General features: G+C 73.2%; 14 protein-coding genes. 10 read left to right on the plus strand and 4 right to left on the minus strand.

The annotated features are described in order from the left end of the window. Positions 1–11 precede the first annotated feature (11 nt). Positions 12–2,906 carry an SCO7613 C-terminal domain-containing membrane protein gene (locus tag ACIBH1_RS30885; protein WP_397317477.1) on the plus strand — a complete coding sequence of 965 codons (2,895 nt, stop codon included), beginning with the start codon at positions 12–14 and terminating at the stop codon, positions 2,904–2,906. Here the strand turns inward: ACIBH1_RS30885 and ACIBH1_RS30890 are convergent. Beyond that, positions 2,878–3,252: a hypothetical protein gene (locus ACIBH1_RS30890; RefSeq protein WP_397317478.1), complete on the minus strand. Its 375-nt coding sequence runs from the start codon at positions 3,250–3,252 to the stop codon at positions 2,878–2,880. The genes ACIBH1_RS30885 and ACIBH1_RS30890 overlap by 29 nt on opposite strands. Before the next feature lie 59 nt (positions 3,253–3,311). On the opposite strand from ACIBH1_RS30890, the gene ACIBH1_RS30895 reads away from it, so the two are divergent. Genes ACIBH1_RS30895 through ACIBH1_RS30925 form a run of 7 tightly spaced genes read left to right on the plus strand, consistent with a single transcriptional unit; the run spans position 3,312 to position 11,730 of the window. Next, positions 3,312–4,271 (plus strand): NAD-dependent epimerase/dehydratase family protein, encoded by a 960-nt coding sequence (locus tag ACIBH1_RS30895; RefSeq protein WP_397317479.1) that lies wholly within the window; start codon positions 3,312–3,314, stop codon positions 4,269–4,271. Next, positions 4,268–5,416 (plus strand): L-2-hydroxyglutarate oxidase, encoded by a 1,149-nt coding sequence (gene lhgO, locus ACIBH1_RS30900; RefSeq protein WP_397317480.1) that lies wholly within the window; start codon positions 4,268–4,270, stop codon positions 5,414–5,416. Before ACIBH1_RS30895 ends, lhgO begins: the two co-directional genes overlap by 4 nt. 17 nt (positions 5,417–5,433) lie before the next feature. Continuing rightward, positions 5,434–6,126: a response regulator transcription factor gene (locus ACIBH1_RS30905; protein ID WP_181614047.1), complete on the plus strand. Its 693-nt coding sequence runs from the start codon at positions 5,434–5,436 to the stop codon at positions 6,124–6,126. Next, on the plus strand, positions 6,126–7,514 hold the full coding sequence (locus ACIBH1_RS30910; protein ID WP_397317481.1) for a sensor histidine kinase: 1,389 nt from the start codon (positions 6,126–6,128) through the stop codon (positions 7,512–7,514). The genes ACIBH1_RS30905 and ACIBH1_RS30910 overlap by 1 nt, the downstream gene beginning before the upstream one ends. A gap of 41 nt (positions 7,515–7,555) precedes the next feature. Next, positions 7,556–8,227, plus strand: coding sequence for a response regulator transcription factor (locus ACIBH1_RS30915; RefSeq protein ID WP_397317482.1), 672 nt, complete (start codon positions 7,556–7,558; stop codon positions 8,225–8,227). Positions 8,228–8,236: 9 nt separating this feature from the next. Beyond that, positions 8,237–10,057, plus strand: a complete 1,821-nt coding sequence (locus ACIBH1_RS30920; RefSeq protein WP_397317483.1) for an ABC transporter — start codon at positions 8,237–8,239, stop codon at positions 10,055–10,057. Then, complete coding sequence (locus ACIBH1_RS30925) at positions 10,054–11,730, plus strand: GTPase (protein ID WP_397317484.1); 1,677 nt, start codon at positions 10,054–10,056, stop codon at positions 11,728–11,730. The genes ACIBH1_RS30920 and ACIBH1_RS30925 overlap by 4 nt, the downstream gene beginning before the upstream one ends. On the opposite strand, the gene ACIBH1_RS30930 is transcribed toward ACIBH1_RS30925, so the two are convergent. The 3 genes from ACIBH1_RS30930 to ACIBH1_RS30940 form a co-directional block, all read right to left on the minus strand. After that, positions 11,727–13,523, minus strand: coding sequence for a hypothetical protein (locus ACIBH1_RS30930; RefSeq protein WP_397317485.1), 1,797 nt, complete (start codon positions 13,521–13,523; stop codon positions 11,727–11,729). The genes ACIBH1_RS30925 and ACIBH1_RS30930 overlap by 4 nt on opposite strands. A gap of 119 nt (positions 13,524–13,642) precedes the next feature. Next, positions 13,643–14,308 carry a response regulator gene (locus ACIBH1_RS30935; RefSeq protein ID WP_397317486.1) on the minus strand — a complete coding sequence of 222 codons (666 nt, stop codon included), beginning with the start codon at positions 14,306–14,308 and terminating at the stop codon, positions 13,643–13,645. Further along, positions 14,305–16,323, minus strand: a complete 2,019-nt coding sequence (locus ACIBH1_RS30940) for a sensor histidine kinase (protein ID WP_397317487.1) — start codon at positions 16,321–16,323, stop codon at positions 14,305–14,307. Before ACIBH1_RS30940 ends, ACIBH1_RS30935 begins: the two co-directional genes overlap by 4 nt. A 178-nt stretch (positions 16,324–16,501) precedes the next feature. Between ACIBH1_RS30940 and ACIBH1_RS30945 the strand changes: the two genes are divergently transcribed. Beyond that, positions 16,502–17,107, plus strand: a complete 606-nt coding sequence (locus ACIBH1_RS30945; RefSeq protein ID WP_397317488.1) for a hypothetical protein — start codon at positions 16,502–16,504, stop codon at positions 17,105–17,107. Further along, complete coding sequence (locus ACIBH1_RS30950; protein ID WP_397317489.1) at positions 17,104–17,466, plus strand: hypothetical protein; 363 nt, start codon at positions 17,104–17,106, stop codon at positions 17,464–17,466. The genes ACIBH1_RS30945 and ACIBH1_RS30950 overlap by 4 nt, the downstream gene beginning before the upstream one ends. The last annotated feature ends 53 nt before the right edge of the window (positions 17,467–17,519 follow it).

Genomic DNA, 17,519 nt, shown 5'->3' on the forward strand with positions numbered 1-17,519 from the left:
ATGCTCGCACCATGTCACCGGTTTGTCCCGATTGTGGTGCGGCCCTTCCCGCCGCCGCCCCCGCCTGCCCCCGCTGCGCGCTGACCCTGACGGGACCCGCGGCGGCCGAGTTGTGGCAGGTGGACACCGAGCTGTCCAGGCTGCGCGCCAGGCAGGAGGTGCTCGGCAGGCGCAGGGTGGAGCTGATCGGCCTGCTCAGGCAGCAGCAACCGCTCCGGATGCCGGAGCCCGTGCGCCCGGTGCCGCTCCCGCCGGCGCCCCGGCCTGAGGTGTCGCGGCGCACGGCCCAGAACACGCTGCTCATCCTGGGCGGCCTGCTGATGGCGGTGGCGGCGATCGTCTTCACCGTGGTCAGCTGGGGCTTCCTGGGACTGGCGGGCCGCAGCGCGATCATGGCGGCGCTCACGGCGATCACGCTGGCGGTGCCGTTGCTGCTGCTCAAGCGTGGGCTCAATGCGACGGCCGAGACGATCGGCGTGCTGGGTGTGGCCCTGCTGCTGCTCGACGGGTACGCGGCCAGGCGCGTGGGTCTGCTGCCGGGGATGGCCGGCGACGATTACGCGGCGCTGCTGATCGGCCTGGTGGCGGCGGCGGCGGCGGGTTACGCGCGGGCCACCAGGCTCAAGGCGCCCCTGCCGATCGCGATCGTGCTGGCGCAGATCCCCTTGCCGCTGGCGGCGATCAGCCCGTCGGAGGAGCTGCTGAGCGGTGCCTTCGCGGTCACGGCCGCCGTCGACGTGGTGATCTGGTTCTTCGTCGGCGGCCGTGACCGTGCCTGGAAGGGTGCGGTCGAGGTCGTGACCGCGGTCTGCCTGTGCCTGACGTGGACGGTGGCGTGGCTGGGCGCGCTGCTGTCGCTCGGCGAGGCGAACGTGGCCGGGGCTCTGCCGTACGCCATGGCCTACCTGCTGCTGGCGGCGGTCGCGTTGTTCGCCGCGCACGCCACCAAGGCGGGCCAGGTGGCGATCCCGTTCGCTGCGGCGGCGGGCGTGCCGGCCCTGGCAGTTCTGCCGCGTACGGCGCTGCCTGACGGCTGGCAGGTGCTGCCGTTCGTGGTCGCGGCGCTGGCGATCGCTCTGGCGGCGACCAGGCTGCGCCCGGGGCTGCGGCGCGCCGGGATGATCTCTGGTGCGGTGCTGGCGGGGGTCGCGGTCCTGCCGCTCGCCGAGCCGGTGCTGAAGGCCCTGTTCGTCCCGGTCTCCCATCTCGTCACGGGCGGCTGGTCCACCGTCCCCGCCGCACGCCCGGCCGTCGTGGCGTTCCTGCTGCTCGCGGCTGCCTCGTGGGCGCTGACGCGCCGCCGCTCCGAGGCGTGGTGGGGGGTGGCGGGCGCGGGCCTGACGGCCGGGCTGGTGGCGGCGCCGGCGTTCGCCCCGAGCCTGCCGATCGGGCTGCAGGGCTTCTCCGTGGGCCTGGCGTTCCTGGTCGGCGTGCCGCTGGCGCTCACGGCGGTGTGCACCTTCCTGGCCAGGACGAGGCCGGAGTTCGCCTTCGCGGCCGGCATCTGCGCCGGGGAGGCGGTGCTCTGGGCGGTGGCCGGGGAGTGGTCCACCTATGCCTGCCTGGCGCTGCTGCTGGCCCTGTGGGCGCCGTTGCATCGCCGCACGCCCGCGCTGGTCGGCGCGGCCCTGGCGGGCGGCGGGCTGGTGTGGGCGCTGCTGGGTCACGCGGGGATGCGGACGGCGGAGGCGTGCGCGGCAGGGCTGGCCGTCGCGTCGCTGCTGGCGCTGCTGGGTGAGTACGGCAGGAGCCGGAAGATCAAGGTGTCGCCCGCCCAGGTCCTGGCCGGGTTGTCAGCGCTCGTGGTGATCGATGTCGTGCTGGAGGCGGTCACCTCGCCTCTCCAGTACGTGATCTTCTCCTGGGACGGCTGGAACACGATCGTGACGACACGGCCGATGGCGCTGGGGGCGCTGCTGCTGGCCGGAGCGGTCGCCGTGGCCGCCATGAAGGTGCGGGGCGTGCCCGGCCCCTGGATCCTGGCCGCCGGGGTGGCCGCGGGAGCCGTCGTGGTCGCGGCGGTGCCCGTCACCGTCGCCCTGCCGTACTGGGCGCAGCTGGTCGTCCTGCTCGCCGGGACGTTCGCGGCGGGCGCCGTCGCGATGCGGCCTGGGCCGCGCCCAGCGGGGGCGGGCGTGGTGCTCGCGGCGGTGGCGACCGGCCTGGGCTCGATCGCGGCGGTCACGTCGCTGGCCGAGCGTGACGCCACGCTGGCCGTGCTGCCGCTGCTCGCGGTGCTGGCCGCGGTCGCCGCTCACGTGGGGCGGGCCAAGCCCCTGGCGGTCACGCTGGCCGCCGGGCTGGCGGCGGCGGAGGTGTTCGCGGTGGCCGAGGCGGCGGGCCTGCGCACCGCGAGCCTGGTGGGCGCCGGGGTCGGCGTGGTCACGATCGCCGTCGGCTTCGCCGTGCGCAACCGGGCGATCGGTTACCTCGGCACGGCCTTCCTGCTGTCGGCGTCGTGGATGCGGTTGTGGGCCGACGGCGTCGAGGTGGTCGAGGCCTACACGCTGCCCTTCTCGCTGGTGCTGCTGGGCATCGGCTGGTGGCACGCGCGCGAGTTGTCGTCGTGGCGCGCCTACGGCACCGGCCTGCTGTTCACCTTCCTCCCGTCGCTGCTGGCCGAGCCCACGCCGGTCCGGTCGCTGATGCTCGGCGCCGCGGCGCTGGCCGTGGTGGTGTCGGGCACGCGCATGCGGCTGCAGGCGCCGGTCGTGCTCGGGTCACTCACCCTTGGCGTCGTCGCGGTGCGCGAGTTGTCGCCGTGGGTGGCCGAGCTGATGGTCGTGGTGCCGAAGTGGATCCCGATCGCCGTGGGCGGCCTGCTGCTGATCGTGGTCGGCGCGACCTACGAGGCACGCAAGCGCGACGTGGTCAGGCTCAGGACCGCTGTCGCAGGGTTGCGGTGAAGCCCTCGCCGCGCAGCGCCCGCTCGACCACCTCGATCGAGCGGGCGAGCCTGACCAGGCGGGGGCCCTCCTCGCGGTAGACGTCGAGCACGGCGTCGATCGCGTGGGGCGGCAGGTGGCCCTTCAGCTCCACCTGCGCGCCGCGGTATCCGGCGCGCGCGGCCGTGACCGCGGCGTCGACGTGGTGGATCGCCATGCGCGCCAGCGCCAGCGGGTGGCGGCGCAGCACGTCGTAGGCCCGGTAGTCGGGCGGCACGGCGTCGAGCAACCAGTTCACCGCCGAGGTCTCCCAGTCGGGCACGCTGGGCGGCCTGACCTCCTGCGGCCATTCGGGCGGCACGTACATGGAACCATCGTACTCATGTTCGATTCCGCGACGAGTCTAGCAAGCGCTAGGTTCTGCTCATGAGAGTCCTGGTGACGGGCGGAACGGGCTTCGTCGGGTCGCACGCGGTGTCGGCCCTGCGGGAGGCGGGCCACGAGTGCGTCCTGCTGGCGAGGAACCCGGAGCGGGCCCGGCGGATCGCCCCGGAGGTGCTGCAGGGCGACATCCGCGACGCCGATGCCGTACGGCGGGCGCTGGCCACCTGTGACGCGGTGCTGCACGCGGCGGCCGACATGGGCGTGACCGGACGTGGAGCCGACCTGCACGGCGCCAACGTGCTCGGGCTGCAGAACGTCCTGGGCCAGGCGGTGGAGCTCGGCCTCGACCCGGTCGTGCACGTCTCGACGGTGGCGGTGTTCGTGCCGCCGTCGAGCTCGACGATCACCGTCGACAGCCCGTTGGCCAGCCCCCGCAACGACTACGGCCGCTCGAAGGCGGCGGGGGAGTCCTACGCCCGCGGTCTGGGCGGGGTCACGATCGTCTATCCCGGCGGGGTCGCCGGTCCAGGTCAGCCCACGCTCGACGCGCTGAACGAGGGCATCAGGGCGGGCGTGCGGCAGGGCTGGCCGATCGTGCCGGGCGGGGTGTGCGTGATCGACGTGCGGGACCTGGCGACGGCGCTGGCGGGGTGTTTCGGTCCGGGAACCCCGCGGCGGCTGATGTTCGCCGGAAATTTCGTGACCTGGCCGGAGATGGCGCTCTTATGCGAGCAGGCCCTCGGCAGGAAGGTCAGGAGGTACAAGGTGCCAGGAGGCCTCCTGAGGGCGATGGGCAGCGGGCTCGACCAGGTCAAGAAGGCCGTGCCCATCGAATATCCCCTCACCCGCGACGCCGCCGACCTCATGCTCACGATGGTCCCCGCCGACAACCACGAGGGACTCAAGCTGCGCCCCACCCTCGACACCATTTCGGACACACTTCGCTGGCTGGCCGCCGAGGGTCACCTGAAAGCACACGAAGTCGGCAGACTGGCCCCGTGACGGAGAGGATCGCAGTCGTCGGCGCGGGGATCGTCGGCCTCGCGGTGGCCAGGGAGCTGGCGCGCACCCGCGGCGCCGTGGTGACCGTGCTGGAGCAGGAGAACCAGGTCGGCGCCCACCAGACCGGCCACAACAGCGGAGTGGTGCACGCCGGCATCTACTACACGCCTGGCTCGCTGAAGGCGCGGCTGTGCCGCGAGGGGGTGGCGCTGCTGCGGGCCTACTGCCAGGAGCACCGCCTGCCGTACGAAGAGGTCGGCAAGCTGGTCGTCGCCTCGACGACGGCCGAGCGGTCGGGGTTGCGCGCCCTGGCCGACCGGGCCAGGGCCAACGGCGTGCCGGGGCTAACCGAGCTCGACGCGCTGGCGCTGCGCGAGATCGAGCCGCACGCCGTCGGCGTGGCCGCGCTGCACTCGCCGCACACGGCGATCTGCGACTTCCCCGCCGTCGCCCGCAGCCTCGCGCGCGAGGTGGCCGAGCTGGGCGGCTCCGTCCGGCTGTCGCACCCCGTGCGGGCCATCCGCGAGCGGGCCGGCAAGGTCGAGCTCGTCGCGGCCATGCGCCGCTTCACCTTCGACCGCCTGGTGGTCTGCGCCGGCCTGGGCACCGACCGGGTGGCGGCCATGGCCGGGCGCCAGGGCGACGTGCGGATCGTGCCGTTCAAGGGCGAGTACTTCTCCCTCGGCGAGCACGCCAGATCCCTGGTCAGGGGCCTGATCTACCCGGTTCCCGACCCGAGGTACCCGTTCCTGGGCGTGCACCTGACCCGTCACATCGACGGCGAGGTGCTGGTCGGCCCGAACGCCGTCATGGACCTGCGCGCGCTGCGATGGCCGGGCACCTGGCGGCTGGCCGGGCAGCACTGGCGCACCGGCGTCAGGGAACTGTACGGCTCGCTGGTCAAGGGGGCCTTCGTCCGCGCGGCCCAGCGCTACGTGCCCGCGCTCACCGCCGCCGACCTGCGCAGGGCCGAGGGAGGCGTGCGTGCTCAGGCGGTCGCGCGCGACGGCCGGATGGTCGACGACTTCGTCGTCGACGTCCACGGGCCGATCGTTCTGGTGAGAAACGCCCCTTCTCCAGCGGCTACGTCTAGCCTGGCAATCGCCAAACATATTGCGGGGATTGTTCCAGCACTCTCCGGTTGACGGCATGCTGGTAGGCGATGGAAGCGCGACTGCTGGTCGTCGAAGACGACCTGAACATTCTCGAATTGCTCTCCGCGAGCCTGAAGTTCGCGGGGTTCGACGTCTCGACGGCCAAGAACGGCGTGGACGCGGTCAACGCCGTGCAGCGCCACCGGCCCGACCTCGTCGTGCTCGACGTCATGCTGCCCGACATGGATGGCTTCGAGGTGGTGCGCCGCCTGCGCAGCATCGGATCGGCGACCCCTGTGGTCTATCTCACCGCGCGTGACGCGCTCGAGGACAAGATCCACGGGCTGACCATCGGCGGCGACGACTACGTCACCAAGCCCTTCAGCCTGGAGGAGACGGTCGCGCGCATCCGCGCTGTGCTGCGCCGTACGAGCGGTGACCACGGCGGCCCGCCGCCCAGGATCACCTTCGCCGACATCGAGCTCGACGAGGAGAGCCACGAGGTCTGGCGCGGCGGCCGGCCGGTGTCGTTGTCGCCGACCGAGTTCAAGCTGCTGCGCTACTTCATGGCCAACGCCGGGCGGGTGCTGTCCAAACCGCAGATCCTCGACCACGTCTGGGACTACGACTTCCGCGGCGAGGTGGGCATCGTGGAGTCCTACGTGTCGGTGCTCCGACGCAAGATCGACAACCGCAATCCCCGGCTCATCCACACCCTGCGGGGCGTGGGTTACGTCCTGCGCACCCCACCGGACTCCTGATGCGCGCGCTGCCCCTGCGGATCAAGCTGACCGCGCTCACGCTGGCCCTGCTGTCGGTGGGGCTGGTCTTCATCGGCGTGGCCAGCGTCTCGATGCTGCACGGGTACCTGATCGAGCGCGTGGACCTGCAGGTCGACCAGGTCATGCACAAGGCCCAGCTGAAGGTCGACAAGTTCGACCCGAAGCTGAATTTACTGGCCGAGGACGTCGTCGTTCAGCTCGTCCGCCCCGACGGCACGCGCGAGTCGATGGTGAAGGAGCTGCGCGACGTCGACGCGCAGCCGCCGCCCGGCCTGCCGCCGGCCATGGGGGAGAACGTGACCGTCCGCGCCGTCTCGGGCAGCGGCGAGTGGCGGGCCAAGCTCATGCCCGTCGGCGAGTCTCAGCTCCTGGTCGCGGTGGACCTGCGTGAGGTCTCCGACATCACCCGCCAGCTGGTGCTCATCGAGGTGCTCGGCGGCAGCGTCATCCTCGCCGTGCTGGCCGTCGTCGGTGTCGCGACCCTGCGCCGCAGCATGCGCTCGCTGCACGAGATCGAGCGCACCGCCGAGGCCATCGCCGCGGGAGACCTGGGCAGGCGCGTGCCGGACAGCGACCCGCGCACCGAGGTCGGACGCCTCTCGATGGCCTTCAACAGCATGCTGGCCCAGATCGAGTCGGCCTTCCAGGCCCGCTCGGAGTCGGAGAAGGCCGCCAGGCGCTCGGAGGACCGGATGCGGCGCTTCGTCGCCGACGCCTCCCACGAGCTGCGCACCCCGCTCACCTCGATCCGCGGCTTCGCCGAGTTCGCCAGGCAGAACCCGGACGCCGACTCCGCCGCGATGCTCAAGCGCATCGAGGAGGCCGCCGCCCGCATGGGCCTGCTCGTCGACGACCTGCTCCTGCTGGCCCGCGTCGACCAGCATCGGCCGCTGCGCAAGAGCCCCGTCGACATGCTCGCCCTGGCCGCCGACGCCGTCCACGACGCCCGCATCCTGGCGCCCGACCGCGACATCCGCCTCGACGTGGTCGGCGGCGCCGCGCTCATCGTCTCGGGCGACGAGGTACGGCTGCGCCAGGTCGTCGGCAACCTCATGTCCAACGCCCTGGTGCACACCCCCGAGGCCACCCCCGTCACCGTCCGCGTCGGCCTGACCGGCGACCGGGTCTTCCTGGAGGTCGTCGACAAGGGGCCCGGACTCACCCCCGAGCAGGTCGAGCGGGTCTTCGAGCGCTTCTACCGCGCCGACTCCGCCCGCTCGCGCCGCACCGGCGAGGACCGCGGCAGCGGCCTGGGCCTGGCCATCGTCAACGCCCTCGTCGAGGCGCACGACGGCACCGTCAGTGTCAGCAGCCGCGCGGGCTCCGGCGCCACCTTCCGCGTCGAACTCCCACTCGCCTTGGAGTGAGGCTTCAGCTTTCCCTCAGGTGACTTTGGCACCCTGCTGGAATGACTGAGGCGCTCATCCTCGTGGTCGACGACGAGCCGAGCATCCGCGACCTGCTGTCGGCCAGCCTTCGCTACTCCGGCTTCGACGTGGTCACCGCCGCCGACGGCTACGAGGCCATCGAGGTCGCCGAACGTATGCAGCCCGACCTGGTCGTCCTCGACGTGATGCTGCCCGACCTCGACGGCTTCGAGGTGGCCAAGCGCCTGTCGAACCCGGTGGTCTTCCTGACCGCCCGCGACGGCACCGAGGACAAGCTGCTCGGGCTCGGCATCGGGGACGACTACGTCACCAAGCCCTTCAGCCTGGAGGAGGTCCAGGCCCGCATCCGCGCCGTGCTCCGCCGTACCAGGGGAGAGCTGGTGCCAGGGCAGCGCCTCCAGGTCGCCGACCTCGTGCTCGACGAGGACGCCCACGAGGTGTGGCGGGCCGGCCGTCCTGTACGGCTGTCGCCGACGGAGTACAAGCTGCTGCACTACTTCATGACCAACGCCGGTCGGGTGGTGTCGAAGGCGCAGATCCTCGACCACGTCTGGAACTACGACTTCGGCGGCGACGCGGGCGTCGTGGAATCGTACGTGTCGTACCTGCGCCGCAAGGTCGACGACGTCGAACCCCGATTGATCCACACTTTGCGCAGCGTCGGTTACGTCCTCAGGGAACCGCCAGCGTAGTTTTGGGGTATGGATCTGCTCGGTGCGTTGCAGGAGCTGCGGGGCCGCCTCGACCGCGAGCTGTTCCCGCTGGAATTCGGCGACACCGCGACCTCGCGGTCACTTTCACGCGAGCTGACCGGGCAGCTCGACGACTACCTGCTGCCACGGCTGCGCGCCATCGACGCGCCGCTGCTGGCCGTCGTCGGCGGATCCACCGGGGCGGGCAAGTCGACGCTCGTCAACTCCCTGGTGGGCGACGACGTCTGCGAGCCGGGCGTGCTCCGGCCCACCACCCTCTCGCCCACCCTGGTCGTCAGCGCCTCCGACGAGGCCTGGTTCATGGCCCAGAACGTCCTGCCCGGCCTGCCGCGCAGCACCGGACGCTCCGAACCCGGCACCCTGCGCGTCACGGTCGCCTCCGCCCTCGCGCCCGGCCTCGCCCTGCTCGACGCGCCCGACATCGACTCCGTGGTCACCGCCAACCGCGAACTGGCCGCGCAACTGCTCGCGGCGGCCGACCTGTGGTTGTTCGTCACGACCGCCGCCCGCTACGCCGACGAGGTGCCGTGGAGTTTCCTCCGTACGGCACGCGAACGTTCCACCGCCCTGGCCGTCGTCCTCGACCGGGTGCCGGGCGAGGCCATCGAAGCCGTCTCCGCCGACCTGCGCCGCCTCCTGGAAGACAACGGCCTGGCCGGAACGCCCCTGTTCACCGTGCCGGAAGCCGCCCTGCCCACCGAGAAGGCGAGGCTGCCGCGCGAGTCCGTCGAGCCCATCGTCGCCTGGCTCACCGACCTGGCCGCCGACGCCGCCGAACGCGCGCGGATCGTGCGCCAGACCCTCTCCGGCGCGCTCGACAGCCTGTCGACCAGGGTGCCCGCGCTCGCCGACGCCGTCGAGCGGCAGCAGGACGGCTTCGAAGGGCTGCGCTCCATCGTCTCGGGCGCCTACGGGAGCGGCATGTCGGCCTTCGACGAGGGACTGCGCGACGGCTCCCTGCTGCGAGGCGAGGTGATGGCCCGCTGGCAGGACTTCATCGGCACCGGCGACCTCATGCGCTCCCTGGAGTCGAGGGTCGGCCGGCTGCGCGACCGCATCGTCGGCGCCTTCACCGGCAGGCCCGCCGCCTCCGCCAAGCTGCGGGTCGCCCTGGAGAGCGGCGTCGTCACCCTCATCAGGGGCAGCGCCGACCAGGCGGCCGAGCGGGCGATCGAAGGCTGGTCGGCCGCGCCCGGCGGGCCCGCCCTGCTCGACTCCGTCGGCGCCGTCGCCGCCTCCCGCCTCGGCCGAGCCGCGCCCGACGTCGGCGAGCGCGCCGAGGCGCTGGTCCGAGGATGGCAGGACTACGTGCTGGAGCTCGTGCGCGAAGAGGGCGCCTCGCGGCGCACCACCGCCAGGGTCGCGTCGTTCGGGGTCAACGGGGCCGGGCTGCTGCTCATGCTGGCCGTCTTCGCCTCCACCGGAGGGCTGACCGGGATCGAGGTGGGGATCGCGGGCGGCACCAGCGTGTTGTCGCAGAAACTGCTGGAGGCGGTCTTCGGCGACCAGGCCGTGCGCACGCTGACGGCCAAGGCTCGCGAAGACCTCAGGGAGCGGGTGAGGGCACTGCTCGACATGGAGGCGGCTCGCTACTACGCGCTGCTCGACGGGCTGGAGCCGCCGGAAGGGGTGGCGCCCGCGCTGCGAGAGGCCGCCCGTGCGGTACGCGACCACCGGGCGGAGCTGCCGCCTGGCGCCTCCACCGTCACCGCCGGGCCTCCGCCTGACGCCATCGCCGTCACCGCCGAGCCTCCGCCTGACGCCTCCGCCGTCACCGCCGAGCTGCCGCGTCCGGAGGAAGGCCGATGAAACTCCTGCGGCGCAAGGACGGCCCCTCGCTCGACGACCGGCTGACCGCCCTGACCCAGGCCGCCGACCTCGCCGACGGGCGGCTGCCCGCGACGGCCGTCTCCGGGGCGCTCGCGGTGACCGACCGGGCGGGCGTACGGCGGAGCCTGTCGGTCGACCACACCGTGGCCGCCCTCGCCGGAGCCACAGGCAGCGGCAAGTCGTCGCTGTTCAACGTGCTCTCGGGCACCGAGCTCGCCCAGGTCGGCGTGCGCCGCCCCACGACCTCCTCCGCCCAGGCCGCGCTGTGGGACGGGCAAGGGTCAGGGCCGCTGCTCGACTGGCTGGCGGTGCCCGCCCGCCACGAGGTCGCCGGCGACGGGCTCGACGGGCTCATCCTGCTCGACCTGCCCGACCACGACTCGATCGAGCTGTCGCACCGGCTGGAGGTCGACCGGCTCGTCGAGCTGGTCGACCTGCTGGTATGGGTGGTCGATCCGCAGAAGTACGCCGACGCCGCCGTGCACTCGCGCTACCTGCGGCCGCTGGCGCGCCACCGGGACGTCATGGTGGTCGTGCTCAACCAGGTCGACCGGCTTCCGCCCGACGCGGTCGAGCGGTGCCTGGCAGACCTGCGGCGCCTCCTCGCCGACGACGGGCTGGAGGGGGTGCCGGTGCTCGGCGTCTCGGCCCGCACCGGGGCGGGGCTCGGCGAGCTGCGCACGTTGCTCGCCGACCGGACGGTGCAGCGCCGCGCCTGGTCGGAGCGCCTCGCCGCCGACACGGTCACCGCCGCCGACGCCCTCGCCGCCTCGGCCGACACCCTCGCCCCGGTGACGGCCTCCGGCGGGGAGGCGGGCGACAAGAGCACCGCGGCCCTCGACAAGCGCACGACCGCGGTTCCCGACAAGCGGGCGACCTCCGCCCTCGACAAGCGCACGGCCGGGCTCGACAGGCGCCTCACCCGCGCCCTGTCCGACGCCGCCGGTGTCCCTCTCGTCGTCAACGCCGTGGCCAAGGCCCACACGCACCGTGCTATCGCCGCCACCGGCTGGCCCGTCACGCGGTGGTTGCGCCGCTTCCGTCCCGATCCGCTGCGGCGGTTGCGGGTCGAGGGAGGCGGCCGCAGCTCGATCCCGGCCGCCTCCGCCGTACAGACCGCGCAGGTCGACACCGCGATCCGCGACGTCGCGGGCCAGGCGGGCGAGGGCCTGCCCGTGGCCTGGGGCGCGGCGGTGCGACGGGCGGCGGCGAGCAGGGCGGGCGAGTTGCCCGCCGCCCTCGACAAGGCGGTGGCCAAGACCTCCGTCGAGGCCGCGCGCCGCCCCCGCTGGTGGAAGGCGGTGGGCCTGCTGCAGTGGCTGATCTTCGCGACCATGGTGGCGGGCGTGGTGTGGCTGGGCGTGCTGTTCGCCATGGGCTACCTGCAGCTGCCCGAGCCGCCCACGCCGACCGTGGGCGAGTTGCCCTGGCCGACCGTCCTGCTGCTCGGCGGCGCGGTCGCGGGGCTGCTGGTCGCCCTGCTGTCGCGGCTGGCCGCCTGGCTCGGCGGGAGACGGCGCGCGAGCCGGGCGGCCAGGTCGCTGCAGGCCGCGGTCGGTGAGGTGTCCGCGGCCTACGTGCTCGAACCCGTCGCGGAGGAGCTGGCGCGCTTCGGCGCCTTCGAGGAGGCGCTGAAGACCGCCCGCGGCTAGGGACAGGTGTGGGCGAACGTCACCGGCTCCGTCACCTTGGCGTACGGCCGGTCGATCTCCAGGTACCAGGAGCCTGACTCGCTCCGGTACGACTTCCAGCGGTATTCGACCAGCGTGGAGGCGCCGTGCCCGGGTGTCAGCCGCTGCCACGGCTCGGCGACCCAGCGGCCTGCGGTGGCGTCGCTGGAGCGCAGCCACCGGTAGCGGGTCGGAGCCGCCCGGTTGGTGTGGAAACGCGCCGACAGCGTGTACTCCACGGGCTTGCGCCCGCAGTCGGGCCAGCCGCCGCCGGTCTTCGTCGCGCGGACGGAGGCGACGGTGGAGTTCCAGCAGTCGTGCACGAAGTCGACCGTCGCCGAGTCCTTGGCGGCGGCCGGTTCCACGATGTGCAGCCGGTAGCCGTTGCTCGACGGGCCGGGCTCTGCGACGACGGAGACGGTGGTCGCGCCGTTGACGCTCACCTCGTGGGTCTTGCCGTCGAGGACCGCGCCGTCGCGGGTGCGCCACTGGTAGCGGACCGTACGGCCACGGGCGGCGATCTCGGCGCTCATCCGGATCCGCTTGCCGGCGTCGGTCGTGCAGTCGCCCTCGTAGTTCTGCGGGGAGATCGCCATCCCGGTCGCGACGGCGTCGTAGCACGTGACCTGCCTCGTGATGGACGAGCGTGGCCGGTTGTGGTCGAGGACCTGGAGCTCGACGGTGACCTCGGTGGTCCGGTCGACGCTCAGGGGTCCGATGGTGGCGGTGCGCCTGCCGGGTTCGCCGAAGGCGGCGGTCTGGGCGGGGCGCGCCTCGCCGTTGACGAGCCAGCGGTAGGTGACGGTCGCGGGCCGGTCCGAGACGAGGTCGGCGTAGGCGGTGATGCCGCCGACCGGGCAGAGGTTGGCGTCGCCGCCCGGTGTCCACAGGCTGGTGTTGACCTGGATCGCGGCGCCGGGGGTGGGTGTGGGCGATGTCGTCGGGCTTCCAGACGGCGACGGGCTTGCCGAAGGCGTCGGGCTTCCCGAGGGCGTCGGGCTTCCCGAAGGCGACGGGGTCGAGGAGGGCGTGGGCGCCGGTGTGGTGGGGCCGCAGGTCACCGCGTAGACGGCGCGGCGCGAATCGTGCCCGGCGCCCACGATGTCGATGGCCTTCCACCCGCTCCGCGACGTCTCCACCGTCATCGGCAGCGTGACGGTGCGCACCCGTGGCCCTCCCGACGGGAAGTCCAGGTGACGCACGCCGCTCTCGCCGTACGAGCTGTCGACCCACCGGTAGGAGACCCGCGCCGGGGTGCGCGAGACCTGCAGGGTGCCGGTGAAGGTCAGCGTGACCGGGCAGGCCGTACCGCCGTGGCTCACCTGGACGTCGGCGGCGGCCACCACGGGACCGGCGGTGTCGGCGGGCAGCGGGCTGGCCGTGGTGTAGACGACGGGCGCTCCCTCGCACGCCACCGTGAAGCGCGCCTTGGCCGACAGGCCCTTGCGCCCGACGATCTGGACGGCCTGCCAGCCCGAGGCGGAGCTCTCGAACGTGCGCCGGTCCCTGACCACGGCCTTCCCCGACGCGCCCGGCCGCACGGTCTTGATGGCGCTCCTGCTTCCGTCCTCCCGCACCCAGCGGTACCGCACGGTGCCGCGGGCGGCGACGGTCGCCGAGAAGCCCACGGTGACGGGGCAGGCGCCGGCGTAGCGGGCGGGGGCGGCCCTGACCTTCGCCACGGCGGGTTTGGCGGGGGCGGCGGACGCCGGGGGCGGCGCGGCCAGCAGGCCGCCGATGAGCATGGCGCTCAGCAGCAACGCTGTCCTCTTCACGGGGATGTTCCTCCTGGTAGGCGATGATCGGGACACCCACGATCGGGGCAGCGGGTCCCGGGTCACCAGGGCACGCTGACCCGTTCGGTGTCCCGTGCCGCCAGGGACAGCCTGGGGGCTCAGCGCCTGCCGAGCCCGGCTTCCCGCGCCTGGACGATCGCCTGGGCCCGGTCGTTGACCTGCAGCTTGGCGAAGACGTTGGAGACGTTGTTGCGCACGGTCTTGGGCGACAGGAACAGCCGCTCGGCGATCTCGGAGTTGCTCAGCCCGGCGGCGATCAGCTCCAGGACCTCGCGTTCGCGCGGGGTCAGCTGCGGGAACGGCTCGCCGTGGGTGAGGCCGCCGTGGGCCAGGCGGGAGAAGTAGCCGCTGACGCGGGTCGCGAGGGCCTGGCCGAAGATGATCTCGCCGCCGGCGACGGCGGTGATGGCGCGCAGGATCTCGGTCTGGTCGGCGCCCTTGAGGAGGTAGCCGCGGGCGCCGGCGCGCATGGCGGCGAGCACGGTGTCGTCGTCCTCGTGCATGCTCAGGACGAGGACGCCGGTGTCGGGGGCGTCGGCCAGGATGCGTTCCGTCGCGCTGAGGCCGTCGAGGCCGGGCATCTGCAGGTCGAGCACGACCACGTCGGGGCGCAGGTCGAGCGCGCGGGCGACGGCTTCGTGGCCGTCGGCGGCGGTGCCGACGACCTCGACCTGGCCGGTGGAGGAAAGCATCAGGCGCAGGCCGTCGCGGTAGACGGGGTGGTCGTCGGCCAGCAGCACCCTGGGGATGGAGCCCGCACTCACACCGTCACCCCCAGCGGCAGCGTGGCGTGAACGCGGGTGCCGCCGTCGGCGCGGCGCGCGATGACGCAGTCGCCGCCCAGCTCGCGTGCCCGCTCGCGCATCGCGATGAGCCCCACGCCCGGCGCCGACCCCGGCGTGATGCCGCGGCCGTCGTCGATCACCTCGACCTCCAGCCTCATGCCCGTCATGGCGAGGCGCACCTCGCACGTCGCGGCGTCCGCGTGCCTGACGACGTTCACCAGAGCCTCGCACACGATCCGGTAGGCGGCGACCTCGGCGGCGGCGGGCAGTCCCGCGGCCTCGCCGCGCGCGTGGACGCGCACCTCCAGCCCTCCGCCGCCGAACCTGGCGGCCTCCTGGCGCACGGCCTCGACGAGCCCCCAGCGGTCGAGCGCGGGCGGTCGCAGGTCGTGCACCAGTCGGCGTACGTCGTCGATGACCGATCCGAGGTCGGAGCGGATCTGGCCGAGCACCTCCTGGGCGGTGGCGGGGTCGCGGCCGAGCAGGTTGGAGGCGGCTTCGACCTTCAGCGCGGAGGCGGCCAGCGAGGGTCCCAGGCCGTCGTGCAGGTCGCGCCGCAGCCTGCGCCGCTCCTCGGCGATGCCCGAGACGAGCCTGGCCCTGCTGGACTGGAGTTCCTCGGTGAGCGCGATCGCCCTGACGGCCGCGGCCGTCTGCCGTACGACGTCGGCGAGCAGCCGCTGGTCGGCCTCGGCGAGCCGGCCGCGCGGCACCAGCGACAGCCGGCCGATGGACTCGCCGCGGTAGGTGATGGGCAGCACGACGGCGTCGTCGCGGGGGACGCCGCACTCGGCGGCCAGCGTGGCGCCGCCGGCGGTGTCGAGCTCGACCCTGGCGTACGACGAGCCGTAGGCGAGGGAGACCGCGCGCGCCGTCTCGTGCAGGGGCCCGTCGGGGCTGGTGGCCTCCTCCAGCCTTCTGGCCAGCGCCGACACCACCTCGTACGGCTCGGCGCGGCCCGTCACCACCCGGTTGACCCATCGCCTGGCCCGCTCCCGCACCGGCGTGTAGATCACGGCGACCGCCACGGCGGCGAGCACGGCGGCGGCCGGTTCGTCGATGAGGGCGCCGAGCCCCACGAAGATGGGCACGTCGATGGCGACGACCACGAGGGCCAGCCCGCCGTACAGGAGGGTCCAGCCGAGCAGCGGGTCGATGTCGTAGAGCCGGTAGCGTCCCACGGCGATGAGGACGGCGGCGGCGATGGCCACCAGCGACAGCACGAAGGTCAGGTCCTGCGGCAGCCCGTCCCAGGCCAGCGGGAGCAGGATGAGCAGGCCGTTGATCACCGCGGCCAGCGCCATCCACCGCAGCTGGGCGCGCAACGCCCCGGTGGAGCCGCGGAAGCGGCTGACGAACGCCACGACCGGCAGCGCCGTACCGGCGGCCAGGAGCACGGGCAGGGCGGGCATGACGCCCAGCCACAACGAGTCGGGCAGGTCGGGGAGGGGCAGGTCGACGCCGGGCCATGTGGTGCCGTGCTCGGACAGCAGCCGCCACGGCATGGTCATGAACACGGCGACGCTCACCCCCGCGGCGGCCAGCGTCAGCGCGGCGGGCACGCGCCAGCCGCGGCCGGGCAGCCTGCCGTCGGGGAAGTAGAGCAGGACCAGCGGCGTGACCAGGTTGAGCAGCGGTCCGAGCCGCGCGCCGACGAACAGCGCGGCGGCGGTCAGCGGGAGCGTGCCGCCGTGCGCCTCCAGCGACCACACGGCGTAGGCGGCGCCCAGGCCGTTGGCCGCGGCGACGGCTCCGCTGCCGAGCAGGAGCCAGGTCATCAGGTGGCGCGGCAGGCGGGTCGACAGCACGTATCCGGCGGCGGCCAGCGCGAGGGCGGGCACCGTGGACGACCAGATCGCCCAGTCGAGCGGCTCCGGCCGGGCGGCGGAGCCGGAGGAGAGGTCGAGCCAGGTGGAGGTCAGCGCGGTGACGACGGTCAGCACCGCCACGACGGCGGCGGGCCGGGCGTGGGGGCGCGGGTGGTACCGGAACACGACTCCAGGGTGACATGTCCGGCTTGTCGTCGCAGGTGACCGGTATCCCGATCGTGTCCGGGACACCTGTCCCGGACTGCCCGGGACCTCGTCGAGCCCGGACCGTGGCGGCGCTCCCTGGTGGCCCGGGACCCGTGGCGGAGACCGTGGACGCGCACTCTCGACGAAGGAGACATTCATGGCACAGAGCCTGTCCAGCCCGGCCGACCGGATCGCCGGGGTCCTGCTCGCCCTCGGCGCGACCGCCTGGGGCGTGGCCACCATCATCGTGGGCGAGGACGTCCTGCTCGGCATCCAGACCCTCGACACCATCACCGGCATGATGTACGTGACCGGCCTGTGGGCCTTCGTGTGGCGCGTGTACGCCGCGGGTGCCACGGGCACGCGCATCGGCAGGATCGTCCCGCTCGGCCTGCTGGTCCTGCTGCCGGGCGCCTTCCTGGTCAACGCGCTGTCGTTCGGCTACGTGACCTACGACGACTTCCCGATGTGGCTGCTGATCCTCGACGCCTGCTGGCCGCTCAGCCAGCTCGGCACGCTGGTGCTGGGGATCGCGATCGCCGTCACCGGCCGCTTCCAGGGCATGCTGCGCTGGCTACCGCTGGTGGCAGGGATGTGGTTCCCGGTCACCATGCTCACGACGATCGTCGCCGGCGCGACGGCGTCGACCTACGTCAGCGCGGCCTGGCTGATCGGCACCTACGCGGTCATCGGCGTGCGCCTGGCCCTGTCAACGCCGACTCAACAGGACCTCAACACGGGCCGGCCTAGCGTCCAGGCATGACGACCGCGCAGACGCTGCTCGCCGACTGGAGCGAGCGTACGGGGATAGCCGTCGAGGTCTGGACCCCGCTGGCCGGGGAGCTGGGCACCGACGGCATGGGGGAGGCGCTGGGCGCGATCCTGGCGGCGGTGGAGGAGGGCGCGCCGCCGCCGGTGGTCTGCGTCGCGCTCACGACGGGCGTCAGGGGGGCACGCCTGACCGTGAGCCACGACGACGTGGGGGAGTCGTGGCCGGTCGACCGGCTGAAGGCGGTGAAGGAGGCCTTCCGCCGGGCGGGCGGGCGCGTGTCGGTCAACGGCGTGGCGGGAGGCGGTCTGACGGTCTCGGGCGTGCTGCCCTGGGCGGTCCTGAAGGGCTGAGAAGCCAAAGAAGTCTTTGACATTCCGAAGATGTCAAAGCTATCTTTGGCTTC

It is taken from the genome of Nonomuraea sp. NPDC050663, from assembly GCF_044456985.1.
Lineage (GTDB): Bacteria > Actinomycetota > Actinomycetes > Streptosporangiales > Streptosporangiaceae > Nonomuraea.